Genomic DNA, 24169 nt, shown 5'->3' with positions numbered 1-24169 from the left:
TCCGTGGTCGGGGAACCACTATGGCCACGATAAGAGTCGACCGGTGGCCGATCACCGTGCAACTACACCCCGACGAGTATCTGCCGGGCTGGCTGATGCGCGTCGGCTGTCGCTACCAACTGACCCCGATCCAGATTTTGCGCGAGCTACGCGTGCCGCGGAGCCCGACCGGATATCACCTCGTTCTCGAGCACCTGAGCGTGCACGCTCGATGGATCGCCGCTCACCTCGGTGTCCCTGCCGGTGACCTGCGCGCCGCCCTGTGGGGTCGGCCGATCGATGCTGCCGCGGCACGGTACCTGGTGCACCACCGCCACATTCGGCCCGACCGGGGAGGGTCGCGCTTCTGCGCCCAATGTCTGGCCGAACCCGATCCGTGGTGGCGAGCGGACTGGGCCAATCCGCTGCTGCCACTCTGTGTACGCCACCAGGTGTATCTGCAGTCGACATGCGAAGGCTGCGGTCAGGTGCCGTGGACCGGGACGGCGTGGATGAGCGCGCTGGCCCCGCCGTGGCAGTGCCCGCAGCGCCATGCTCGCGATCCGCACCGCCCGGGGCGCGTGCGTCCTTTCTGTCGCCGCGATCTGCGTGGCGCTGCTGTCCTTGCTGCCCCGGCAAAGTTGTGCACCGCCCAGCAGAATCTGATCGAGTTCGCTGCCCTCGCCGACCTTCAGCCGAGCCGACAGTTGCGCTACGGCGCCACCGGGATGCCCATCGGCGAGGTGCTCGACGAACTGTGCCCCCGATTCGTCGAAACCATTGACAGAGTGACGTCGAGCCAGCTCTGGCCGACTGTGGACGACCCGCAGCCTATGACGGTTCGGCATTAACGGACAGGGAAGAGCCGAGTTCATCCCTTCCGCCCCAGGCGATGGCACTTCGAAGATCGGCCTTACCTCGAATGCGGCCGCCGGACCGTGGCTATTCGATGTACGCGCCGGTCGACGGCGTCCACACAATCGCCCCGTTCAGGAACGCCTGCCGCAGCCCATCGACGCCATACGGCTGCGCCGCTGACGACGGGTACCCGAGCGGGCTCGCCGCCCCGCCGAGGCTGGTGTACAGGTCCTTGATCTGATCGCACACCGGGAACGGCGACGGCCAATACGCCTGGCAGTCCGCTACCGGAGCGGCAGGCTGCGCACCGGCCATACCGGCGCCGCCGAGCAGGCACAACACCGCCATTCCGGCCGCAGCGAGACCGCTCGCCATCCTCCGTCGAACCGTGGCCACCGCCGAAACATCACGGGCATATACGTGCATCAACACACTCCTCGACGAGAATTCGACTTTGCACTCACAGTGAAAGAAAGTCGCCTCCCGAGAAGGCGACTTATAGTGTCTAACACCGATTCTCGGATTCCGCGCGCCAACTCTCAGCATGCGAACTGTCTCAGTTTGGCGTTATCAAAGTGTTACGTGTTGCATTTGTAATTTTTGGGAATTCGTTTAGGTTTCCCAAGAAGCGATGGCGCCACCGCTGTTCCTATTGGACCGACAGAAGTAGGTAACAGCAGTGAATTCTCACCCCCAACGGGGTTTCGTCATGTCCCGGCACAGATGGATGAGCCGGTGCCTGGTCGCAGGTACGGCTGTGATGATGGTTGCCGTCGGAGGGTCGGCAGCCATGGCCCAGCCCACCTCGACCGTCCCGACCACCAGCACCGCGACGACCACGCAGACGCCCACCCCGGACCTGGTCCCCCTCGACGCGCCCGTCGAGACCGTCCCGGCCGATCCGTGCGCAGTACCCACGACCACACCGCCGGCAACCACGACTACGACGCCGCCACCGACCACCACCACAACGACGCCGCTTGCCGTTCCGGTGGAGTGTGTCACCGCCACAGCGGTGCCCGAACCCGCAGCACCGGAGGTCACCCCGGCCTCCGACACGGTCCCGGCCCCGGCCGCACCTGAGGTGGCACCCACACCAGAGCAGGCGCCGCCGGTCGAAGAGAACCTCGCGCCGCTCCCGGCAGAGTTGCGGCCCGCACCGCCGGCCGGCGATCAGCCGGTCACCCCGGAGGATCCGGAGCTCTCGTCGAAGACGGCGGAGCCGGATTTGGATTGGGCGCCGACGGAGAATCCGAAATCCGAGGTCGTGCCCGGTCAGATGCGCTCCGATCGTGAGGAGATCCCGGCGCCGTTCACCAAGGAAGACGCCGACAAGGCCGAGATGATGGAGGCGCAGGAACGCTCCGCGCTCTCGCGGATGTCGATTGCGGCGGTGACCTGCCAAACCTACTGGCCCTCGCCCCATCAGGTGTGCGGCGCGATCCGCGACAAGTACAACTCCCTGGGCGGCCCGGCGAGCTTTCTGACGTTCCCGACCAGCGGGAACATCATCAACCCGGATGGTGTCGGCGAGCGTGTCCAGTTTCTGAACGGACCCATATACGCCCATCCGGACACCGGGGCGCATCCGGTGGTCAACAGCTTCCTCAACCGCTGGGGCATCCTCGGCTACGAGTCCGCCGCCGGCATGCTCGGATACCCCACCACTGATGAGATCGTGCACGCAGATGGGGTCGGGCGCAGGCAGGAATTCCAGCGGGGAGCGATCTACGTTGCCTTCCAGAATGCGATCGGCTCTGCGATCCGCAACGGTCTGATCCGCGACAAGTGGAACACCGTCGGTGCGCACGAGCCGGGAAGTCTGCTCGGCTATCCGATTCAGGATCCGGTGGATCTACCCGATGGCCAGGGCCGTATGAGTCGCTTCGAGCGTGGCGTCATCTACTGGCACCCGGGGACAGCGACCCACATCGTTCATGGTGAGATCCTCATTCAATAGGCTGCCCAAGGGTATGAGACAGGACCTGCCGGCTACCCGATCGAGGATCAGCGGCAGATCAGTCCACCCGGGGTAACACCGGTGGGTTACGAGCAGAGATTCCAGCACGACACACACGCATGGCCGAGGCGAGTATCCGAGGGATACTGCGGCAGCATCTGCACCGACGAGCTCTATGATTCCTTCCCTCAGCTTCGGGCGATCGTGGCGATGGTTTCGCAGTTGGGCACTCCGTCGTGCGATTCCCTTCCGGCACCTACCGGCAGCGAAGAGACGTTCTACGAGTGCTTCAATCCCGCGCCCGGACCGTTGAGTCGACAGCAGCAGGGTGATGCTCAGATCATGGGAATACAGCCGCCGGGGAGCATCCTGCGCAGCAACTGCTATAACGGCAACGCTGGAGAGTGGATGGTCACCCGTCACTACGCCTGTGTCTACATTCCGGATCTCAACGCCCACAACATCAAGAGCGATCGGACCGGTGCGAGCGGCGGCAGTATGAACTACCAGAACGTAGAGATTTCGGTGAACCGGGAGGACGACCACGGACGTAAGTTCAAAGTCGACTTCCGGGTGATTCCCGACCTCGAGGGCCTCGGCGTGAACTCGATTCTTGAGATCTACCCCAAGTGCACATCATTGAATTCCTGCACATTCAGTCCCACCAAGGGATACAGCAACGTCCACAACGGCCAACCGGTGCAGTTCAGCTTCACCACCACAATGGACAGCCCATCCGCAGAGGGTACTGTCACTGCTCCGCAGGTCTATTTCGAGATGCAGCACCAGTCGACGGGTGCTACCCCGGTCGACCGCTACAAGTCGGCGATTCTGCCCTACAACGTTGGAAACGTCCCGACGATCCGCTGTGACCGACCCTCGAGCGACGATGAGGACCTCGCCGGCACATCGGATTGCATTTTCCCGGAGGCGGTCCCGGCACTCGATTACGGTCCTGAGAGAAACGTTCCCGAGATTTCCTGGCACGTCGACCAGGCCCAGCAGTCAGGTCTTGCTGGTTCGTCTCCCTCCTTCCCTCTGCACCGGGCGACCGACGCCGAAAAGAAGCAGAATCGTTCGGTCGCATGTAAGGACACCCTCGCGTATCCGATCAGACAGAATAAGCAGGAGTGTGACGAGTATCCGTTCGCAGCCACCAAGGAAGGCGCCGCGCTCAACGGCGGAGTTGGCACAGAGCGCACTTTCGAACCGGATTGTGGGATGGTTCGCAACGGTTCCACGCTCTTCCCCCCTGGCACCGGCCCCACGGGGTTCAGTGTGTGCATGGTCAACGGACCCCAGAACTCCAGCGCCGGCTCAGCAATCAGGTGGTTTCACAGCAGGAATAGGGTCCTGCCAAATGATGCGTACGTCGTTCTGACCTATCCGGGTTCTCCACCGACACCGGGCGGACCGTAAAGACTGATATGGCTGTCAAGCGATATCAATCGGTAATCGAAACCGACTATCACCAGTTCACCATCGAAGCCGGGCCCCTACGCGAGTTGATCCACGGACAGTATCCGAACCTTTCTCTCGCAATGTTCGCCGACGACATAATTCGAGTGAATGTAGGAATCCGATACGGACCGGTGAACGTCACGATCGAGGTACATGACACACCACCCGACTACGACGACAGCGACTGGGAAGACTCCGTTGAGGGCGACCTCGAGCACAACACGGATGAAGGCGTGAAGGTTGCCGCTTTCTGGGATGACGTCGAGTCAAGAGACGGAGAAACGGGCACACTGAGTATTCGAAATATCACTGCTCCTGGAAAGCGACGCTACCGTGTCAGGATCTACGCGCGTGGAAGGGACATCCGCTTTGACGGGTCCCTCTTCGGCGATCCCGTAGAGGACTACTTGATTCAAATGTGGCCAACAATTGGATCCCGGCCACCCGTGCAGATCAAGCACATGTCCGGTCGGTAGCTGCTCTCTCTAGGAGTCGAAGGTCGAAGACACGGATGTCCGTTCGCCGAATTCGTGGTTCGTTCCTTCACCTCGGCTGTCGCTGTTGCCAGCGCACCAGCGACAGCCGTCGGCTTCGGTGGCGGTTCCGCACAGACCGCACCATGCGACCCCGTTGTGATTTAGCTTCAGGTGCCCTGGCACTGCACTGCACTATCGCCGTTCGTCGTTTGTCGTTTGTCGTTTGTCGTTTGTCAGAAGATTCGAGACCTGTACGTGAGCCTCGGCGCTACCTCGGGAACGCTTTCATTCCCGAACGGCAACGAGGTCACCAACGCCGACGGCAGGAAGCGTCGAGGGTGCATCAGCGGAGCTGATCATCCGGACCCGCATCCGCCGACACGTACGTCGAACTGACCACTGGCCGGTCGTCGGAGTTCTCCCGCGACTACCGGCTGATGAACAGGGTTTTATCAATTACCACGATTGTTCACGGCGGCACGATCTCGACCTCAACGACCGCGGTCGAGGTGCGACGAGATCAACACCAGCTCTGCGGTCATCGAGTCCGTAGTGCCATGGCGGCGGCCTCAGCCAGCCGCGCCTTGCAAGCCAGGCGCTATCGATGCTCGCTCGCCGTATTTGCCATGTTCTCAGCCGCGGTGTTCAGCGCCAGTGTGACGCTCGCAAGGTTGGCGACGACCTTCTCGTTCTCTGTGTCCTGGAGCAGCCCGCTCAGCGCAACTACCTGGTTGCGGAGGGCGTTGATACGCATGCTGATGTCATTCAACTCCTCGTCGAGATTCAGTATGCTCACCTGTATGCTCCCGTCGTCGTGAGAAGTTGGGTGTGGCCCCCGAATAGTGGACACGTGGGTGTGCGTCAAGCAGCCTGATCGAGGGTAGACATACGGTCGGTCTCGTAGTCAAGTGGCGACCGGTTCTGCAGGGCCGAATGCCTCCTCCGGGTGTTGTACCGAGCGATCCAGCGGAACACCTCGGTGCGGCAGTGCGTTTCGTCGGCCCACCGTTTTACACCCTGAAGCGTCTCCCGCTTCAGGGACGCGTTGAACGACTCGGCCATCGCGTTGTCGGCACTCGAACCGATCCGGCCCATCGATTGCCTCACCCCGTACCGACGGCACGTCGCCTGGTAGCCCGACGAGGTGAACTGACGCCCGTGATCCGAGTGGAAAACCGTTCCTTCCAGCGACCCCCTGGCTACGGCCGCATTGCCGAGCGCGTTCTCGACCAGCTCGGTGCGCATGTGATCTGCGATCGACCAGCCAACCAGACGCTTGGAACACACGTCGATCACGGTCGCCAGGTAGAGGAACTCACCGGTGCCACTGTGCGGCAGATACGTGATGTCGCCAACGAAAACACGTCCTGGCTCGTCGGCGGAAAAATCGCGGTTGAGCAGGTCTGCGAAGACCTGTGCCCCCGGGTCCTTGATCGTCGTGTTCTTCGGTGTACGCAGGTGCACACCGACAATGTTGTTCACTCGCATCAGCCGGGCCACTCGCTTGTGATTGACCGGGCCCTCCACCTGGTCATCGTCGGCCAGCTCGGCGGTCATCCTCCGGTAGCCCAGCGTGTGGTCCCACTCCTGGTGGTGGGTGCGTATTCGGTCCACCAGCGCCGCATCGGCCTTGTGGCGGGCGCGGCGGGCGGCCTTCCCAGCTCGCCACTTGTAGTAGCTCGACCGGTTGAGTCCGAGGACCGTGCACATCCGCTTCACCTCATGGATGTCCGGGTAGTCATCAACGAACTGAAAGCGGATCACCAGTTCGTCTCTGCCGCAAAATACTTTGTGGCCTTCCGCAGGATGTCTCGCTCCTCGGTGAGCTTGTCGTTCTCCGCGGCCAAAGCCTGATTGCGGGCCCGGACCTGCTCGTTTTCGGCGTGCATCCTGGAGAGCTGCTCCTGGGGCGTCTCCGAGGTTCTCGCGGTCTCTGTGGCCCCGGATTGTGCTGACGTGGCCTTCTTGCGTGCCAGGTGCACCCAGGTCTTCAGCGACCCCCGAGCGACTCCCAGGTCCGCGGCCAACGTCGAGTACGACGCCTCCGGGCGGCTCTCGTAGAGCCGGACTGCGTCGGCCTTGAACTCATCCGAGTACTGCTTCTTCGTCATGGTGATGTCTCGCATTCTCCGGTCCAGTGTGGGCCAGTCTCAGCGTGTCCACCACCCGGGGGCTATTCCCGGTATCCATGCCGACGAACCTACCCCGACGAACTCCGCGGAACTTCTGAGGATTCCGACAGTATTGCGGGAATCCCTGACTGACACGAACTTGGAAAACCGCAGGTCAGTAGGTCGCATTACTGACAGGTCCGAGCGGAACCTACAGTGGCCGATCGATCCGGAACAGCGCGACCATCCGGTGACTGCCGAAAGCCGGACGGCTCCGAGATCATCCGGCTAACGTCGGAGGATGATCTCGGAGGCGAGAGTTCGGTCGGGAATCAGGTGTGCGGCGGCGGTAGCGTCGCTCGCGCTCGTCGGAGCGTGCGCCGCTGGCGCCGGCGACGCGGAGGGCGCTGCAGGTGCCGGCACCGACGCGGCAGCCGCCACCTGCACTGCGGAGCCCAACGGCACGCCGATCACAGAGGATGCACCAGCGCCGGAGACCGGCGACCGCGACATCTCGACCAACCCCGAGATCGCGACCGGATACCGCACGGGCATGACGGCGGTCACCACCGATTCGTATGCAGTCTCGACCGCAAATCCGATTTCGACCCGGGCGGCCTGCGAGGTCCTCCGTGACGGCGGCACCGCGGCTGACGCGCTGGTGGCCGCGCAGATGGTCCTCGGACTCGTCGAACCCCAATCGTCCGGCATCGGCGGCGGCGCGTTCCTCGTGTACTACGACGCCGACTCCGGAGACGTCCAGGCCTACGACGGCCGCGAGACGGCCCCGCTGTCCGCGACCGAGAACTATCTGCGCTGGATCAGCGACACCGACCGCACGGAACCGAAGCCCGATGCACGCGCCAGCGGCCGGTCGATCGGGGTGCCGGGCGTGTTGCGCATGCTCGAGATGGTCCACTCCGAGCACGGCTCGACGGGCTGGGCAGACCTGTTCGACCCTGCCATCGACCTCGCCGACCAGGGGGTCGTGATCAGCGACCGGATGGCCGAGTCGATCGCCGACTCCGCGGCGCAGCTCGCGGTCGACGAAGACGCCCGCGCGTATTTCCTGCTCCCGGACGGAAGTCCGAAACCGGCGGGAGAGACGCTCACGAACCCGGCCATGGCCAAGACTCTCAGTGCGATCGCCACGGGTGGCGCCGACGCCTTCTACACGGGCGACATCGCGCAGGCCATCGTCGACGCGACTGCAACCGACACCGGCGGACGCACCCCCGGCACCATGACACTCGACGATCTCGCCGGGTACGAGGCGAAAGTCCGTACCCCACTGTGCACCCCGTACCGCGACTACGAGATCTGCGGAATGCCGAACCCGTCGTCCGGGGGCGTGACGGTGGCCGCAACACTCGGCATCCTCGAGAACTTCGACCTCGCCGGGTTGCCGCCCAGCGATGTCGACGCCGACGGAGGTGTGCCGAACGCCGATGCCGTCCATCTGGTCGCCGAGGCCGAGCGACTCGCCTACGCCGACCGCGACAAGTACGTCGCCGATTCCGATTTCGTTCCGCTGCCCGGCGGTTCACTCGACACCCTTGTGGAGCCGGGCTACCTCGCAGAACGCGCGGGTCTGATCGATCCGGGCAAGAGCATAGGGGAGGCGCAGCCGGGCGACTTCGACCCCGTGCCTCTCGGCGTTCCCGCGCAGAGCCCCGAGCACGGAACCAGCCACATCTCGGTCGCCGACAGCCACGGCAACGTCGCGTCGATGACGACCACCATCGAGTCGGCATTCGGGTCTTACCACATGATTGACGGTTTTCTACTCAACAACGAGCTCACGGATTTCGCGGCAGAACCGGTCGACGAGGACGGGATACCCGTCGCCAACCGCGTCGAACCCGGCAAACGACCGCGCAGCTCGATGGCGCCGACCCTCGTGTTCGAACGCACACCCGACGGTCGACGCGGCGATCTGCAGATGGTCGTCGGATCACCGGGCGGCTCGGTGATCATCCAGTTCGTGGTCAAGACGCTCGTCAACTCGCTCGATTGGGGACTCGATCCGCAGCAGGCCGTCTCCGCGGTGTCGTTCGGGTCTGCGAACACTCCCGTCACCGGAATCGGTGGCGAGCACCCGGCAGTCGATGCATCCGACGACGGAGCCCATGACGAACTCGTGACGCAACTGCGCGACATGGGGCACGAAGTATCGGTTGCGCCGCAGTCGAGCGGTCTCAGCGCGCTCCGACGTGACGGCGACGGATGGATCGGCGGCGCAGATCCGCGCCGGGAAGGTGCGGTCATGGGCGATACGGGCCAGTGACGGCCACCTACCCGATCGGGTAGGTCGGGCGCCTGTCCGTCGGTCCGGTGTGCGCCTGCCCACGGCGGCCTAGGGTTGAGGGGCGAACGTAAACTGGATCACATACATCTGCCGATAGTCAGGAGTGAACAGTGGCCGTGGTCATGCCGGAACGGGGGCACACGGGGACACTCCACCACCACGCGGCAGGGAACCGTCCGACGGTTGTGAAGTTCCACGCCCCCGAGATCGTGTTCGGGGAGGGATCGCTGGTCGAGGCCGCACACGCGACCGCGCGCCTCGGTGGGGTCCGACCGATGCTCGTCACCGACCCCGGACTGGAAGCGGCCGGCTGGGTCGATGTGATGCGACGCCACCTCCTCGACCAGGGACTGAACCCCACCGTCTGGTCGGACCTGACTCCGAATCCCAAGGACTACGAGGTCACGGCTGGCCACGAGGTGTATCGCGAGGCCGGCTGCGATGTTCTCGTGGCGCTCGGCGGCGGTTCGGTGATCGACGCCGCGAAGAGTATTGCGATCCTCGCCGCGAACGGCGGCAGCATCCTCGACTACGAGGGGGTCGACCGCGCCAGCAGTCCCATTCCGCCGATGGTGATGGTGCCGTCGACATCAGGCACCGGCGCGGATGTGTCACAGTTCTGCGTCGTCACCGACACCGCGCGTGGCAGCAAGATCACCATCATCGGGCGATCTCTGGTGCCCGATCTGACGGTGATAGACCCGCGACTGCTCACCACCATGCCCGACGATCTCAACGCGGCGACGGGACTCGATGCGCTGACCCACGGCATCGAGGCATTTGTGTCGATCGCGCACAATCCCCTCACCGACCACCATGCACTGCGGGCGATCGACATGGTCACCGGCACGCTCGTCCGCACGATCGAGGATCCGCATCACATGCCCGCGCGTGCGGCGATGGCGCAGGCGAGCCTGGAAGCCGGTCTCGCGTTCACCAACGCGATCCTCGGCGCCACCCATGCGATGAGCCATCAGGTCGGTGGTCTTCTCGACCTGCCACACGGTGTGGTCAACGGTGTGTTGCTCCCACACGTCATCCGGTTCAACGGCGAAACCGACCCGGAATTGTACGTCACGATCGCCGCGACCCTCGGACTCGACGAGGCCCGCGGCCCCGCATCCCAAGCGGTCGAAGCGGTGGCTGCGCACGTCGATGCACTCTCCCGGGAGGTCGGGGTGCCCAGGGGCCTGCGGCAACTCGGCGTGCGCGACAGCGACCTGGACAGGCTCGCCGAAGGAGCGCTGCGCGATGCCTGCATGTCCACAAACCCCCGCGTCGCGACGCACGAGCAGATGATCGAGTTGTTCCGGACAGCGCTGTGACCGCGCCAGATCTGTCGGCACTCACCGGCCTGAGGTCGGGAAAGACGACGTTCTATCCGCAGTATCGAGGCGCAGCAGAACGTCTCGAGCGTGTCGTGTCCGCGTTGGAACTCATCTCCAGGGCCCTCGTTCGCACCGTCGAAGGGCCGGAAACGTTGATCTGCGCCGTCGCCGAAGCCGCCCGCGCACATCTGAGTGCCCGTTGGGTGGCGTTCGCGCTCACCGACGGCACCCTGCCCGATGCGGGCCCCAGACGGCTCGTGCTCGGTCCCGACGCGACCCCGTTCCTCGTCGACAATGTCGAAGGGCCGCCGCTGCCCGACGAGGTGGTCTCCGTCCTCGAAGACATCCGCGGTGGATCGATCCAGGAAGGCGCCGAGGTGGCACCACACCGTGCGTTCGTCCCGATCGTCCTCGACGGGGGTGTGGCCGGAGCGATCGCCGCGTGGACACCCGAGCACCGGGTTCTCGACGGCACGGATCGGGCGGTGCTGTCGATCCTGGCCAGCCAGACGGCCGTCGCACTCCAGAACTCGGCGCTCTACCAACGGGGGCAGTTGCTGCTCCACCGTGCCGAACAGGCGTACCGGGAGGCCAACCGATCGGCGGCGGACCTGCAAGCGCGCAACGAAGAACTCGAGGCGACGCTCCGCGAGTTGGCGCTGACTCAGCGCAGGCTCGGCGCGGCACACCGGCACCAGGCCCTCGACGAGGAAAGGCACCGCATCGCGCGTGAACTCCACGACAGCGTCACCCAGGCCGTGTTGTCCGCCGGCATGCAGATAGAGGTGTGTCGCAGTGACATTCCCGCCGAGGAACGCAGTGAGCGGCTCGATCTGGCCAAGGAGTTGACGCGCCGCGCCGTCGAGCAACTCCGCTCTGCCATCTACGCCCTCAACCGCACCTCGGACGCCGACCGCTCGTCGCTGCCCGAGATGCTCGAGCAACTGCGTGTGGCCCACACACCCGCGGAACTCGACATCGTGGTACGGGTGGGCGGCACCCCCGTCGAATTGTCCGGCGACGCCGAACATTCCCTTCTCCGGATCGCAGGGGAAGCCCTGTTCAATGCCGCCGTGCATGCGAACGCGACCAGGACGATCCTGCGTCTGACCTACAGTCCGGACTGGGTGCTGTTGTCCGTAGCCGATGACGGTGACGGCGATCCCGCACGCATGCGGCTGATGTTGAAACTGGCAGACGGCAACGATCTCGACGGCCATCATCGCGGGCTGGCCAACATGAAGGCCCGCGCACACGAACTCGGCGGCACTCTCGAGGTGCGCCGAGCCAGGATCGGCGGGGTTCGCGTCGCCGTCCGGATTCCGGTTCGGCACCCAGCCGACCCTGCCACGACAGGAGAGAAGCCATGACCGCGACGCAACAACACCACCCACAGCGCGCGCCGTCCGGCACGATCCGGATTGCGCTGGTCGACGATCATGCGATCCTGAGGCAGGGGTTGCGATCGATCCTCGACCGCGAGCCCGACCTCGAAGTGATCGGCGAGGCGTCGACCGACGTCGAGGCCGTCACCCTCGTCGATCGGATGCGCCCGGATATCGTCCTCCTCGACCTCAAGTTGTCTGCAGGATCCGACTTCGAGGGACTCGCGCTGTGTGGGCAACTGGCTGCATCCCACCCCGGAATCGGTCTGCTCGTGCTCACCACTTTCCTCGACGAACAAGTCGTCGTCCGCGCCGTGCATGCCGGTGCGCGCGGTTATGTCGTCAAAGATGTCGACACCACCGAACTCGTCCGTGCCATCCGCGCGGTGTCGCGGGGGGAGAGCGCGTTCGATTCGCGTAGCGCCGCGGCGGTCGTGCGGTCGCTCAACGGGCAGGGTGTCTCGGCCGAACAACTCACCGGGCGTGAACTCGAGGTGCTGCAATTGCTCGCGGGTGGGCTGTCTAACGCAAAAATCGGTGAACAGCTGTATATCTCGGCGACCACCGTGAAGTTCCACGTCAGCAACATCATGCGCAAGCTCGGAGTGAGTCGGCGGGCGGAGGCGGTGTATGCGGCGAGCAAGCAGGGCCTCATCTGACTTGTCAGGGTGAGGGCAGCTGCTCCTCGAAGTTCTTGCCCCACTCGTCGAGCCAGGTGACCGCGATGTCGAGTGTCCGTCCGAGATCGGTCAAGGTGTATTCCACCCGCGGCGGTACCTCGGCGAAGACGGTGCGCGAGACGATGCCGTCGGTTTCGAGGTCGCGGAGTTGCCGGGTGAGTACCCGCGGGCTGACGGGTCCGACGAGCCGTCCGAGTTCCCCGAATCTGCGCGGTCCGTCGAGCAGGTACTTGACGATTGTCAGCTTCCACGCCCCGCCGAGGACCGCGACCGCGACCTCGACCGGACATACCTGCAGTGCCGTTTCCACTGCTTTTCTGTGCATCGGACCTCCAATGCTTACGTTTCTGTCACTATGGGACACAAATGTGCGTACTTCACAGCATGGTTGCAATATCAGAGTATGGGAGTATGACGTCGAACGAAAGCGTGCTGTGGGTGCACGCGCATCCCGATCGAACCTCATTGAATTACGCGCTGTTCCACTCCGGTACGGATCGACTGCGGTACGTCGGTCATGATGTGTCGATTTCGGATCTCTATGCGCAGAACTGGAACCCGGTGCTCTCCGGCGCAGATTTCGTCGATCCGGTGGACGACACCTTGTCGGTGCAGCAGAAGCATGCCACCGCAACGGGAGGGCTTGCTGCCGACATCCGTCGTGAACAGGATGCCGTGCGGTCGGCACGGTACATCGTCGTGCAATTCCCGCTGTGGTGGTACGGCATGCCCGCGATACTCAAAGGGTGGTTCGACCGCGTGTTCACCAACGGGTTCGCGTTCGGAGTGCACGACGAGCGCGGGCGTGTCCTCAAATACGGAGACGGCGGCCTCGCGGGCAAGACGATGCTCGTCGTGGTGACCGCGGGTGATCGGGAGTCGGCGCTGGGTCCGAGAGGGATCAGCGGATCGATCGATCACGTCCTTTGGCCGCTGCTCCATGGCACCGGCTTCTACACCGGAATGCGGGTGTTACGACCGCATCTGATCGCGAGTGCGAACGTCCTCGACGCGCAGGGTTTCGACATGGAGGAGGAGCGGTTGCACGCCCGGCTCGATGAGCTCGACACCGAACCGGCAATCGATTTCCGGCCGCTACGCTCCGGTGATTACGACGCCGATCACGTGCTGTTGCCGCACATCCCTGTCGGCGAAGGCGGGCCAGACATCCATGTGCGTCAACGGACGTCGATTACCAGCCAGCCCCCGTGGTGCTCGAACGCCTCGTAGGGCAGTCCTGTGCCGCGGCCCAGTGCTTCGAGCGCCGCGAGGTCGAACGTCCGGATGTGCCCGTGGCAGGCGGTGGCTTCGTCTTCGAACGGCACGGCCACCACGACGCGGTCACGCGCGACCCGCACGGCCTCGCGCAGCACGGCGTCGCCTATCTCGTCGTCGACGTGCTCGAGCAGGTGGATGGCGGTGACGGTGTCGGAGCTGTTGTCGGGGACGGGTACGTGCGCGGCGTCGCAGACGATCGTGTCGAGTTCGATGCCCAACTCAGGTGCGACCGCGTCGAGCAGGCGCATGGTGCCGGGCAGGATGTCGGTGGCCGTCACGCGGGTACCGGCGCGGGCGAGACGGAGCGGGAGGAAGCCGAAGCACGATCCGAGATCGAGCACGTGGCCCCGGACAAGCTCTTCCGCTTTCTCGTGGATCGGGGCGAAATCAGCTGTGCCGTCGATGAGTTCGCCCAGAGAATTACGGTAGTACGTGACCCACGCATCGAGTGCGCCGGGGACCGTGGAGCGGACGAGACCCACCATGGTCAGCTCGAACTCGTCCTGTCCGAATGCGGCGTCTCGCACCGATGCGGTGACAGCGGCGACGAGTCGTTCGCTGAGCTGGTCGGCGGTGAGCGAGTGCGTCACGTGCAACCGGTCGTCGCCGCGACGCAGGGTGAGGTCGCCCGACGGAACGTGCTCGACCGTGACGTGGTCGTGTGTCCAGAGTCCGGGAGGGCATGGGGCGAGGGAATCGAGCACGGTCATGGTAGGCCAACTTCGGTGGGGTGCGGAGAGACGGTGGGATCACTGTAGTCGAGTCCCGCTGTGAGGGGCTGCATTCCGGTAGCGAGCAGCTCGCGAAGATTCGCCGCGGGATTGTCGAGCCACTCCTCGTATGCGGCGAGCGCCACGCCGAGGAGTAGGTACCCGTATGTGCGGGGCATGTGGTCGTCCGGGAACGCACCCGTGCGACGCGCGGTGAACTCGGCGACGACGAGTCGCCACCCTTCGTACATCACCGACGAGTACCCCTGGAGCGCTGGCGTGCGCAGGATCAGGCTCATCCGTGCGCGGTGGCGGTCGGCCTCCGAATCCGGGAAGGTGTTGAAGTCGAGTATTGCGGTGGTGAGTGCTTCGGTCAGCGGGACGTCGTCGGGGATGGCTGCGAGGAGATTCCGCATGTGATCGAGGTGGGCATCGAAATCGCCCCAGGCCAGAGCGTTCTTCGAGGGGAAGTATCGGAAGAAGGTGCGCCGCGCGATGCCGGCCTCCTCGGCGATGTCATCGACGCTGGTTTCGTCGAAACCGGCCTTCTGGAACAGTTCGATGCCGATCGCGGACAGGCTCTCCTTCGTGGTGGATGGGCGTCGCCCTACCCGAGCGGACGGTTTCCGGCGGCTTCGCATCGTCGATTCCCTCCCTGCGTGACATTCTGCACTCGATGCCATTAGAGTGGTGAATCGGGTCACAGCGCAAGTATGGTGTGCCCGGACTCCAGCCCTGGAGTGCGAAAGAAGATCCGAGGAGGAAGCATGTCCGATCGTGACAACGCGGTGATCGAGTCCGACCTGATCGAGGAATCTCTCGTCGAAGAGGTGTCGATCGACGGTATGTGCGGCGTGTACTGACATGTCCGCGCCCGGAGTCACCGACGTGTCCCCCGAAAAGATGGATACCGAAACGTTCGATCCGGGTGCCACCTGGCGGCTCCATCCGCAGGTAGCGCTTCGCCCCGAACCTTTCGGGGCGTTGCTCTACCACTTCGGCACCCGCAAGCTGTCGTTCCTGAAGAACACCGTCATCGTCGAGGTCGTCAAGTCCCTCGGCGACCATGACTCGGTGCGAGAGGCGTTGCGCGCCCACGGGATCGACGAGAGCGCCGAGGGGCCCTATGTGCGTGCCCTCAGCACGCTGGCCGCTTCGCACATGATCGTTCCCGCCTGACGTACCAACCCAAGCAAGGACCCGCTATGACGTCTCTGCTCGAACCACCCGTCACCACCGCGCCCCCGAAGGTGGGCCGCCTCGTCGACCAGTTCGAGAAGGGCCTCGACGCCCCGATCTGCCTGACGTGGGAGCTGACCTATGCCTGCAACCTGTCGTGTGTGCACTGCCTGTCGTCGTCCGGTAAGCGCGACCCGCGCGAGCTGAGCACCGAGCAGTGCAAGTCGATCATCGATGAGCTGCAGCGCATGCAGGTGTTCTACGTCAACATCGGCGGTGGCGAACCCACCGTGCGCTCCGACTTCTGGGAGCTCGTCGACTACGCCACCGAGCATCAGGTCGGCGTGAAGTTCTCCACCAACGGCGTCCGCATCGACAAGAAAGTCGCCGCGCGACTCGCTGCCTCCGACTACGTCGACGTGCAGATCTCCCTCGACGGCGCGACCGCCGAGGTCAACGACGAGGTGCGCGGTCCCGGCTCGTTCGCGATGGCTGTGCGCGCCCTCGAGAATCTGTCCGAGGCAGGCTTCCGCGACGCGAAGATCTCGGTGGTCGTCACCCGCCAGAACGTCGATCAGCTCGACGAGTTCAAGGCCCTCGCCGATCGGTACGGCGCGACCCTCCGTATCACCCGTCTGCGTCCGTCCGGGCGTGCCGTGGATGTCTGGGACGATCTGCACCCCACCCACGAGCAGCAGCGGCAACTCTACGACTGGCTCGTCGCACACGGTGAAGGGGTGTTGACCGGCGACTCGTTCTTCCATCTGTCGGCATTCGGCGGCTCCGACGGTGCGGGCGGGCTTCCCGGTCTGAACCTGTGCGGCGCGGGCCGCGTCGTGTGCCTGATCGATCCGGTCGGCGACGTGTACGCCTGCCCGTTCGCGATCCACGACAACTTCCTCGCCGGCAACATCCTCACCGACGGTGGGTTCTCGCAGGTGTGGAAGAACTCCGAGCTGTTCCGCTCGCTGCGCGAGCCGCAGTCGGCCGGTGCGTGTGCGTCGTGCAACTTCTACGATTCGTGCCGTGGCGGCTGCATGGCCGCGAAGTTCTTCACCGGTCTGCCGATGGACGGACCGGATCCGGAATGCGTTCAAGGATACGGACAGTCGGCCCTCGAAGGAGACCGCACCGTGCCGCAGTCGAGCGTCGACCACTCGCGCACCGGGAAACGAGCCGAGCGCCGCACTCCGTCGGCGCCGGTACCGCTGACGTTGCTCACCAAACCCCCCGCCAAGTTCTGCGACGAGAATCCGCTCGCAGGTCTGTAACTCCCGAGGAGACCACTTCAGATGGCCAAGCCTTCCTGGCTGAAGAACCCGTGGGCGCAGGACCCCTGGTTCGAAACGGTCGCGATCGCGCAGGAACGCGCACGCAAACGACTGCCCAAGTCCGTCTACGGCGCACTGGTCGCCGGGTCGGAAGCCGGTCTCACGGTGGACGACAACACGGCTGCCTTCCGCGAACTCGGTTTCGCCCCGCACGTTGCCGGGCTGTCCGACAAGCGCGAGATGGCAACGCATTTTCTGGGGCAGGACGTGTCGCTGCCGGTCATGATCTCGCCGACCGGTGTGCAGGCCGTGCACCCGGACGGTGAGGTCGCGGTGGCGCGGGCTGCTGCGGCCCGCGGTGTCGCGATGGGGTTGAGTTCCTTCGCGAGCAAATCCATCGAGGATGTTGCCGCGGTCAACGACAAGACGTTCTTCCAGATGTACTGGGTGGGCAGTCGCGAGGTACTCGTCCAGCGCATGGAACGTGCCCGTGCAGCCGGGGCGAAGGGCTTGATCATGACCCTCGACTGGTCGTTCTCCAACGGCCGTGACTGGGGGAGCCCGGCAATCCCCGAGAAGATGGACCTCGGCGCGATGGTCAAGTTCGGCCCCGAGGGCGCTCTCCGCCCCAAGTGGCTGCTCGAGTGGGCCAAGACGGGTGCTGTTCCCGACCTGACCACCCCGAACCTCACGCTGCCCGGCGGGCAGGCTCCGACGTTCTTCGGTGCCTACGGCGAATGGATGACGACGCCGCTACCCACATGGGAAGACGTCGCGTGGCTGCGTGAGCAGTGGGGCGACGGGCCGTTCGTACTCAAGGGCGTCATGCGGGTCGACGACGCCAAACGCGCCGTCGACGCCGGTGTCACCGCGATCTCGGTGTCCAACCACGGCGGCAACAACCTCGACGGCACGCCCGCGCCGATCCGTGCGCTGCCGGCGATTGCCGAGGCGGTCGGCAAGGACGTCGAGGTGCTGCTCGACGGCGGTATCCGCCGCGGCAGCGACGTCGTCAAGGCGCTTGCGCTGGGGGCCAAGGGTGTCCTGATCGGACGTGCCTACCTGTGGGGTCTCGCCGCGAACGGCCAGGCGGGTGTGGAGAACGTTCTCGACATCCTCAGCGGTGGAATCGGTTCGGCCCTGATGGGGCTCGGCAAGAACTCCATTCACGAGCTCACCGAGGACGACGTGTTCGTTCCCGAAGGATTCCGCCGCGACCTCGGAATCTGACGACTCACGCCGGTCCGACGCAGATGAGCCGCGCGCTCACCGACCCGATCACCCTCGCTGGACGCACTGCACCGGCGAGGGTGATCTTCGGTCCGCACGAGACGAATCTCGGTGAGGGACGATCGTTCTCAGATCGCCACGTCGCCTACTACCAGCGGCGGGCCCGTGGCGGCGCGGGGATCGTCGTTACCGAGGTCGCATCGGTCCACCGGCTCGACCGCCCCTACGAACGCGCACCCCTTGCGGAAGCCGGCGGTGACGGCTGGGCGCGGATCGTGGCCGCGTGCCGGCCTCACGGTGCTCTCGTCCTCGCCGGTCTCGGGCACTGCGGACTGCAGGGGGCCAGCGCCTGGTCGCAGTCGGCCCTCTGGGCGCCGTCGCGTGTACCCGACCCCGCAACCCGTGAACTCCCGGTCGAGATGACCGGCCGCGACATCGATCACGTCATCGAGGGATTTCGGCGTGCCGCAGGGACTGCCGTAGCGGCGGATGTCGACGGTGTCGAACTCGATGCCGGGCCCGGTGCCCTGCTGCGCCAGTTCCTGTCCGGGCTCACCAATCACCGCGAGGACGCATACGGCGCCGACAGGCTGCTCCTGCTGCGCAAGGTGCTGTCTGTCGTTCGCGACGAACTGGGTTCCAGGCGGATACTGGCTCTGCGCTTGGCGTGCGACGAGAATGCGCCCTGGGCAGGGATCACCCCGCAGGCTGCTGCCGCGTGGGCCCGCGACCTCGCCCCGCATCTCGACTTGCTCACCGTCGTGCGCGGTGGCCTGTACACCCCCGAGACCTACCGGCCCGACGCGCACACCCCCGAAGGGTTCAACGACGACCTGTGCCGCGGGATACGTGACGCCGTCGACGGCGCGGTGCCGGTGGTACTGCAGGGCAGCGTCGTCGACCCGGCTCGTGCGGCACACGCGCTCGACGGGATCTGCGACATGGTCGAGATGACGCGCGCCCAGATCGCCGATCCCGATCTCGTGCGATCGCTCCGGGACGGCCGACAGCCGAGGCCGTGTGTGCGATGCAACCAGGCGTGTCTCGTCCGGGATTTTCGCAATCCGCACGTCGGATGTATCGGAAACGCCGAGGCAGGGCGAGAAGTGCGACCGCCGATGCGGCCCGCAGAGCAGCCGCGGGACGTGCTGGTCGTCGGTGGGGGACCGGCGGGACTCGAAGCTGCGCGCGTGCTCGCCGAACGCGGGCACCGCGTCGTGGTGACCGAACGGAACGACAGTGTCGGGGGACTGCTACCGCTGATATCCGTCGGGCAGGGACGCGCTGATTTCGCAGCACTCACCCGCTGGCTCGAGGATCGGTGTCGTGTACTCGGTGTCGACATCCGGACGGGAACCGAACCTGCCGAGACCGAGATCGAGTCGGCAGCCGCAGCGGGCGCCGTGCTGGTACTGGCGACCGGTGGTGCACCGCGGTCCCCGGTGTTTCCCGTCACCGACGAAGGCCGCTACCTCACTGCGGTCGAGGCGTTGACGCAGCTCGGCCGAGCCGTGGAGCGGGCGGTGGTGTGGGATCCGGTCGGCGGACCGATCGCGGTCGCGGTGGCCGAACACCTCGCGGGCGGGGGTGCGGAGGTGCATTACGCGACCGGCGACTCGATCGCCGGGTCGCGCTTGGCTCCCACCGGCGACCTCGTTGCAGCCAATGCTCGAATCGCCCGGGCGGGTATCACCCGGCACCTCGGTGTCGCGGTGAGCGTCGTCGACGGTGTGGGTGTCCGTTTGGAACGCCGACACGCGAGCGATTCGATCCTGGTGGACGGAGCTGTGCTCGTCGACTGCGCACCGCTGCGGCCGGGTGCTCCGGAAACGACTCCCGGAGCGATCCGTATCGGCGACCGTGTTGCGCCGAGGACCGTCCGGTCAGCGGTCGAGGAAGGGTACGAACTCGGCAGCACACTGTAATCTCAGAGAACCTGAAACAGGTTCTACTCGACGATCGAAAGGAACGGCTGTAATGGGCGAATTCGACGGCAAGGTCGTCTTCATCACCGGCATCGCGCGGGGGCAGGGTCGAAACCATGCCCTGCGGTTCGCGCGTGAGGGCGCATCCATCATCGGAATCGACGTCGCGAAACCGGTCACGGAGTACGCCACGTACGAGCAGGCGACCGAGGACGACTTCCACGAGACGGTGCGGTTGGTCGAGGAAGCCGGTGGCAAGATCGTGGCCCGGATCGGAGATGTCCGCGACAGCGCCGCATTGAAGGCCGTCGTCGACGAGGGGGTAGCGCAGTTCGGCCGGCTCGACGCGGTGGTCGCCAATGCCGGAATCTGCACCTGGAACCGCTTCTGGGAGATGCCCGACGACCAATTCGAAGAGCTCGTCGACATCAACCTCACCGGCGTGTTCAAGACACTCAAAGCTGCGACACCCGCGATGATCGAGGCGGGCAACGGCGGCTCGATCATCGTCGTCAGCTCGGTCGCCGGGCTCAAAGCCATGCCCGGGCAGATCAACTATGCGGCAGCCAAATTCGGTCTCGTCGGTATTACCCAGGCGGCAGCAAAGGAACTCGGTGAGTTCAACATCCGTGTCAACTCCATCCATCCGTACGGTGTGAACACCCCTATGGGCACCGATGTGAGTGTCCTGAAACTCTTCGAGAAGAACCCCACCTGGGGCCCGAGCTTCGTCCCGATTCTCACGGAGAAGCCCATCGCCGACCCCGACGACATCTCGGATGCGGTGCTGTTCCTCGCGAGCGATCGGGCGAAGACCATCACCGGTAGCCAGATGGCTCTCGACCAGGGCAACTCGAAGGTCTGACCGATGCCGGGTGGCTCGGGTGGGTCCGATCCGCGGGATACTCTGCGGATCGGGCCGTTCACGCTCCGCAACCGCATCATCTTCCCCGCGCACCTGACCAACTTCTCGGTGGACGGCACGGTGACGGATCAGCACATCGCGTACTACGACGCGCGTGCGCGCGGCGGTGCGGCCATGATCATCACCGAGGAACACACCGTGCACCCCTCGGACCGGCCCTACGAGAAGCTGATCCGCGGGTGGGATCCGGCAGTGCTCCCAGGGTACCGCCACCTCACCGACACGGTGCATCGCCACGGAACCCGAATTCTCGCGCAGCTCAATCACAACGGTGCGCAGGGTAGCTCGATGTACACCGACCGTCCGTTGTGGTCGCCGGGAACGGATCCGGACCCGTTGTTCCGGGAAGTGCCGACGGCGATCGGTGAACCCGAGATCACCGAACTCGTCGAGGGATACTCCGACGTGGCGCGCCGATGCATCGACGGCGGGTTCGACGGCGTCGAGATCCAGTGCTCGCAGGCCTCGATCCTGCGCGCGTTTCTCGCACCCGGCACGAATCCGCGCGCCGACCGCTACGGCGGCGACCTCCACGGACGTGCACGGTTGCTGCTCGAGGTGGTAGCTCGTGTCCGGGCCGCGATCGGACCGGACCATGTGGTCGGGGTGCGGCTGAGCGGATACGACGGCACCGACGGCGGTATCGACGTCGACGACGCGGTGCAGGTTGCCAAGATGCTCGAGACCACCGGCCACGTCGACTATCTGAACACGTCCGTCGGAGTTGCCACCGAGACGCTGCATTTGATCGAGGCACCCATGGCGACCCCGCACGGCTATTCGCTGTTTGTCCCCAGCGCGATCCGCGCCGCCGTGTCGTTGCCGGTCGTCGGGGTCGGGCGGTTCACGAGACCGGACCAGGTCCGAGCAGCCCTGTCCGGCGGTGTATGTGATCTCGTGGGTGCGGTGCGAGCACAGATCGCCGACCCGGACTTCGCCGGAAAGGCGCTCTCCGGTCGCGACGACGAAGTGCGCCCGTGCACCGGCTGCAACCAGGAATGCATCGGCCGCGTCGGTCTCGGCCGGTGGATCGGCTGCACCGTGAACCCGCGCGCGGGCCGGGAGTCGGTGCCATTGCCCGAGGTGCAGTCGCCGGGCCGCAGAGTGCTCGTGGTGGGCGGGGGACCGGCGGGTCTCCAGGCCGCGGCGACGGCTGCACATCGGGGACACGTCGTCACCCTGTGCGAGCGTGAGGCATCGCTGGGAGGTCAGGTTCGAGGTGCGGCAACGGCACCGCACCGCGGTGAACTTCTCGCGATGGTGACGAGCCTCGAGGCGGAATGCGTGCGCGCGGGTGTCGAGATCCGGACGAGTGTCGACGTCGATGTCAAGATTGTCGAGGAGTTGCGACCCGACGCAGTGATCGTGGCGACGGGCGCGCGTCCACTCCGTCCTACATGGGCGGGTGCGTCGCAGCGGGTCGTCGATGTGCGCGACGTGCTCGAAGGTCGTGCGGCACCGTCCGGTCGGATACTCGTCGTCGATGATCTCGGATTTCACGAGGCGACGTCGGTCGCCGAACTACTCGCCGACCGCGGCTGCGACGTGACGGTGTGTACCCCCGGAATGATCGTCGGTCAGGACCTCGGCCTCACCCTCGACATGGACGGCTGGCTGCGCAGCGCACATGAGAAGGGCATCGGGATGGTCCCCGACGTGGCGGTCGCGGGGCTGGTGGTCCGCGAGCGACAGCACGATGTGTCGCTGGTACACCACCCCACCGGGCAGACCCGGGTGCTCACGGTCGACGGAGTGGTCGTCGCGACACACCAAGCGCCGGTCGACGAACTGTGGACAGCTCTGTCGGAGAGCGGGATCTGCGTGTCGCGAGTGGGCGACGCCGTGACCCCGCGCCGCGCCCACGCCGCGATCCTCGAAGGCGACCGCGCGGCGCTGAAATTGGGAGTCTGACGTAGGTGCCGCGAATGTTGGTTGGTGTATCGAAATATGCGACACCTACTGATATTTCGGACCGCTACAGGGAGTGCGGTGCCGAAGAGGCGTCAGATCGATAGTGCGAGATTCGGGCGCGGGCGGGGTGGTAGCGCCGATCAGTCGAGCGCGCGCAGCATTGCGACGCGTGGCCACTGCCCGATGTTGCGCGCTCGTTCGTCGGCGAGGATCGTCCTCAGTTCGGGTGTGAGCCTCGAGTCGTCGAGGACGGCGAAGCCGAGACGCTCGTAGTACGGTGCGTTCCACGGGACGTCGCGGAAGGTCGTGAGTGTCACTGCTGAGCAACCGCGGTCACGGGCACCTGCCGCGACGTGGTCGATGAGTGCTCGACCCACCCCGCGCCGAGCGGCATCCGGATGCACCGACACCTGTTCGATGTGGACTCCGTCGTCGACGCCTGAAGCGACGAGATACCCTACTGGGTGGTTCTCTTCGTCGACGTGCACCCAGCATCGTGCAGCATCGAGATAGGTTCGGAGCTCAGCGATCGTGGGCGGTTCGTCGTCCGCCACCGCCGACATCCCGATGTGGGTGAACGGTTGTCCGGCGGCACGTTCGATGTCCTGAAGGACGGGCAGCTCGGGCTCGGTGGCGCGGCGGATCGACGGCAGGTCTTTGCAGAAGTACAACGCCACGTCCGTGTCGGCATAGTGACCGTAACGCTCGGGCATCGGGTCGTATCCAGCGGCCGCGTACATCGCGATTGCTTCGGGCTGCTCAGTGCCCGTCTCCAGGACCATGCGCCGGCGACCAGCGTCGGCCGCGGTGCGTTCCAATGCGTCGAGTACCCGCCGTGCGATGCCGCGGCGCCGTGCATCGGACCGCACGTACATCCGCTTGATCTCGGCGTCGCCGTCACGCAGCCCCGGGTGCGCGGAACTGTGCGCGCGCCAGCCACCGATGGCCGCGGGTGCGCCGCTGATGCGTGCCAGCAGGAACAGTCCGTTCGGCTCGGTGAACTCGCCAGGTTCGAGGGCGGTGTCGTCGGGGCCCCCGTAGCGGCGGGTGTATTCGGTCTGGACTTCGTCGATCAGCACCCGGACTTCCGGGTCGTCGAGTGGTCGAGGTTCGATCTGCACTTGTCGAAGCGTACTCACCGGCCGATGCGCCCGGCGCGCATACCGCGGTCCGTGCAATTGATCATGCCTGGTC

The 24169-nt window shown here is 65.3% G+C and carries 23 protein-coding genes; 16 read left to right on the top strand and 7 right to left on the bottom strand.

Annotated elements, in window-relative coordinates:
- Window positions 1-20 precede the first annotated feature (20 nt).
- Window positions 21-830 (top strand): TniQ family protein, encoded by an 810-nt coding sequence (locus ACZI8W_RS18565; protein ID WP_463369986.1) that lies wholly within the window; start codon window positions 21-23, stop codon window positions 828-830.
- A gap of 91 nt (window positions 831-921) precedes the next feature.
- Here the strand turns inward: ACZI8W_RS18565 and ACZI8W_RS18560 are convergent, their stop codons facing one another.
- Window positions 922-1263, bottom strand: coding sequence for an LGFP repeat-containing protein (locus ACZI8W_RS18560; RefSeq protein WP_463369985.1), 342 nt, complete (start codon window positions 1261-1263; stop codon window positions 922-924).
- A 364-nt stretch (window positions 1264-1627) separates the two neighbouring features.
- Here ACZI8W_RS18560 and ACZI8W_RS18555 point away from each other — a divergent pair, with 364 nt between their 5' ends.
- The 3 genes from ACZI8W_RS18555 (at window position 1628) to ACZI8W_RS18545 (ending at window position 4734) form a co-directional block, all read left to right on the top strand.
- Complete coding sequence (locus ACZI8W_RS18555; protein ID WP_463369984.1) at window positions 1628-2797, top strand: LGFP repeat-containing protein; 1170 nt, start codon at window positions 1628-1630, stop codon at window positions 2795-2797.
- An 81-nt stretch (window positions 2798-2878) separates the two neighbouring features.
- Window positions 2879-4216, top strand: a complete 1338-nt coding sequence (locus ACZI8W_RS18550; protein WP_463369983.1) for a NucA/NucB deoxyribonuclease domain-containing protein — start codon at window positions 2879-2881, stop codon at window positions 4214-4216.
- 8 nt (window positions 4217-4224) lie between these two features.
- Entirely contained in the window at window positions 4225-4734 is a 510-nt protein-coding gene (locus tag ACZI8W_RS18545) for a hypothetical protein (protein ID WP_463369982.1), read from the top strand.
- A 598-nt stretch (window positions 4735-5332) separates the two neighbouring features.
- Here ACZI8W_RS18545 and ACZI8W_RS18540 read toward each other — a convergent pair.
- Both ACZI8W_RS18540 and ACZI8W_RS18535 read right to left on the bottom strand, forming a co-directional pair.
- On the bottom strand, window positions 5333-5530 hold the full coding sequence (locus ACZI8W_RS18540) for a hypothetical protein (RefSeq protein WP_463369981.1): 198 nt from the start codon (window positions 5528-5530) through the stop codon (window positions 5333-5335).
- Between the two features lie 65 nt (window positions 5531-5595).
- A protein-coding gene (locus ACZI8W_RS18535) for an IS3 family transposase (RefSeq protein WP_463370077.1) occupies window positions 5596-6845 on the bottom strand; the annotation gives its coding sequence in 2 pieces (ribosomal slippage) (window positions 5596-6515 and window positions 6515-6845; 1251 coding nt in all).
- 301 nt (window positions 6846-7146) lie between these two features.
- Here ACZI8W_RS18535 and ggt point away from each other — a divergent pair.
- The 4 genes from ggt to ACZI8W_RS18515 all read left to right on the top strand — a co-directional run bounded on the left by ggt (window position 7147) and on the right by ACZI8W_RS18515 (window position 12525).
- Window positions 7147-9132 (top strand): gamma-glutamyltransferase, encoded by a 1986-nt coding sequence (gene ggt, locus ACZI8W_RS18530; protein WP_463369980.1) that lies wholly within the window; start codon window positions 7147-7149, stop codon window positions 9130-9132.
- Window positions 9133-9275: 143 nt separating this feature from the next.
- The gene (locus ACZI8W_RS18525) at window positions 9276-10478 is read left to right on the top strand and encodes an iron-containing alcohol dehydrogenase (RefSeq protein WP_463370076.1); all 1203 of its coding nucleotides are present in this window, start codon (window positions 9276-9278) and stop codon (window positions 10476-10478) included.
- Window positions 10475-11851: a MadS family sensor histidine kinase gene (locus ACZI8W_RS18520; RefSeq protein ID WP_463369979.1), complete on the top strand. Its 1377-nt coding sequence runs from the start codon at window positions 10475-10477 to the stop codon at window positions 11849-11851. The genes ACZI8W_RS18525 and ACZI8W_RS18520 overlap by 4 nt, the downstream gene beginning before the upstream one ends.
- A complete protein-coding gene (locus ACZI8W_RS18515) occupies window positions 11848-12525 on the top strand; it encodes a MadR family response regulator transcription factor (RefSeq protein ID WP_463369978.1) in 678 nt (225 codons plus the stop codon). The genes ACZI8W_RS18520 and ACZI8W_RS18515 overlap by 4 nt, the downstream gene beginning before the upstream one ends.
- Window positions 12526-12529: 4 nt before the next feature.
- On the opposite strand, the gene ACZI8W_RS18510 is transcribed toward ACZI8W_RS18515, so the two are convergent.
- A complete protein-coding gene (locus ACZI8W_RS18510) occupies window positions 12530-12871 on the bottom strand; it encodes a winged helix-turn-helix transcriptional regulator (RefSeq protein ID WP_463369977.1) in 342 nt (113 codons plus the stop codon).
- 86 nt (window positions 12872-12957) lie between these two features.
- Here ACZI8W_RS18510 and ACZI8W_RS18505 point away from each other — a divergent pair, with 86 nt between their 5' ends.
- Window positions 12958-13776, top strand: a complete 819-nt coding sequence (locus ACZI8W_RS18505) for an NAD(P)H-dependent oxidoreductase (protein ID WP_463369976.1) — start codon at window positions 12958-12960, stop codon at window positions 13774-13776.
- Here ACZI8W_RS18505 and mftM read toward each other — a convergent pair.
- Both mftM and mftR read right to left on the bottom strand, forming a co-directional pair.
- Window positions 13725-14534 (bottom strand): mycofactocin oligosaccharide methyltransferase MftM, encoded by an 810-nt coding sequence (gene mftM, locus ACZI8W_RS18500; RefSeq protein WP_463369975.1) that lies wholly within the window; start codon window positions 14532-14534, stop codon window positions 13725-13727. The two genes, ACZI8W_RS18505 and mftM, sit on opposite strands and share 52 nt — an antisense overlap.
- Window positions 14531-15175, bottom strand: coding sequence for a mycofactocin system transcriptional regulator MftR (gene mftR / locus ACZI8W_RS18495; RefSeq protein WP_463369974.1), 645 nt, complete (start codon window positions 15173-15175; stop codon window positions 14531-14533). Before mftR ends, mftM begins: the two co-directional genes overlap by 4 nt.
- A gap of 126 nt (window positions 15176-15301) precedes the next feature.
- Between mftR and mftA the strand changes: the two genes are divergently transcribed.
- From mftA to ACZI8W_RS18460, 7 genes are read left to right on the top strand one after another with little or no spacing between them, the layout of a single operon-like run.
- Complete coding sequence (gene mftA / locus ACZI8W_RS18490; protein WP_006553546.1) at window positions 15302-15397, top strand: mycofactocin precursor MftA; 96 nt, start codon at window positions 15302-15304, stop codon at window positions 15395-15397.
- A 1-nt stretch (window position 15398) separates the two neighbouring features.
- Window positions 15399-15713, top strand: a complete 315-nt coding sequence (gene mftB / locus ACZI8W_RS18485; protein ID WP_463369973.1) for a mycofactocin biosynthesis chaperone MftB — start codon at window positions 15399-15401, stop codon at window positions 15711-15713.
- 26 nt (window positions 15714-15739) lie between these two features.
- Window positions 15740-16984 carry a mycofactocin radical SAM maturase gene (mftC, locus tag ACZI8W_RS18480; protein WP_463369972.1) on the top strand — a complete coding sequence of 415 codons (1245 nt, stop codon included), beginning with the start codon at window positions 15740-15742 and terminating at the stop codon, window positions 16982-16984.
- 21 nt (window positions 16985-17005) lie between these two features.
- Window positions 17006-18214, top strand: coding sequence for a pre-mycofactocin synthase MftD (mftD, locus tag ACZI8W_RS18475; protein WP_463369971.1), 1209 nt, complete (start codon window positions 17006-17008; stop codon window positions 18212-18214).
- 23 nt (window positions 18215-18237) lie between these two features.
- A complete protein-coding gene (locus tag ACZI8W_RS18470; RefSeq protein WP_463369970.1) occupies window positions 18238-20139 on the top strand; it encodes a mycofactocin system FadH/OYE family oxidoreductase 1 in 1902 nt (633 codons plus the stop codon).
- 52 nt (window positions 20140-20191) lie between these two features.
- A complete protein-coding gene (locus ACZI8W_RS18465; RefSeq protein ID WP_463369969.1) occupies window positions 20192-21004 on the top strand; it encodes a mycofactocin-coupled SDR family oxidoreductase in 813 nt (270 codons plus the stop codon).
- A 3-nt stretch (window positions 21005-21007) separates the two neighbouring features.
- Window positions 21008-22975: a mycofactocin system FadH/OYE family oxidoreductase 2 gene (locus ACZI8W_RS18460; RefSeq protein ID WP_463369968.1), complete on the top strand. Its 1968-nt coding sequence runs from the start codon at window positions 21008-21010 to the stop codon at window positions 22973-22975.
- 140 nt (window positions 22976-23115) lie between these two features.
- On the opposite strand, the gene ACZI8W_RS18455 is transcribed toward ACZI8W_RS18460, so the two are convergent.
- Window positions 23116-24096, bottom strand: coding sequence for a GNAT family N-acetyltransferase (locus tag ACZI8W_RS18455; RefSeq protein WP_463369967.1), 981 nt, complete (start codon window positions 24094-24096; stop codon window positions 23116-23118).
- Between the last annotated feature and the right edge of the window lie 73 nt (window positions 24097-24169).

This window comes from Rhodococcus ruitaii (assembly GCF_055230935.1).
Note: the sequence above shows the minus strand (reverse complement) of the source record. Positions and strands in the feature narration are given on the sequence as shown.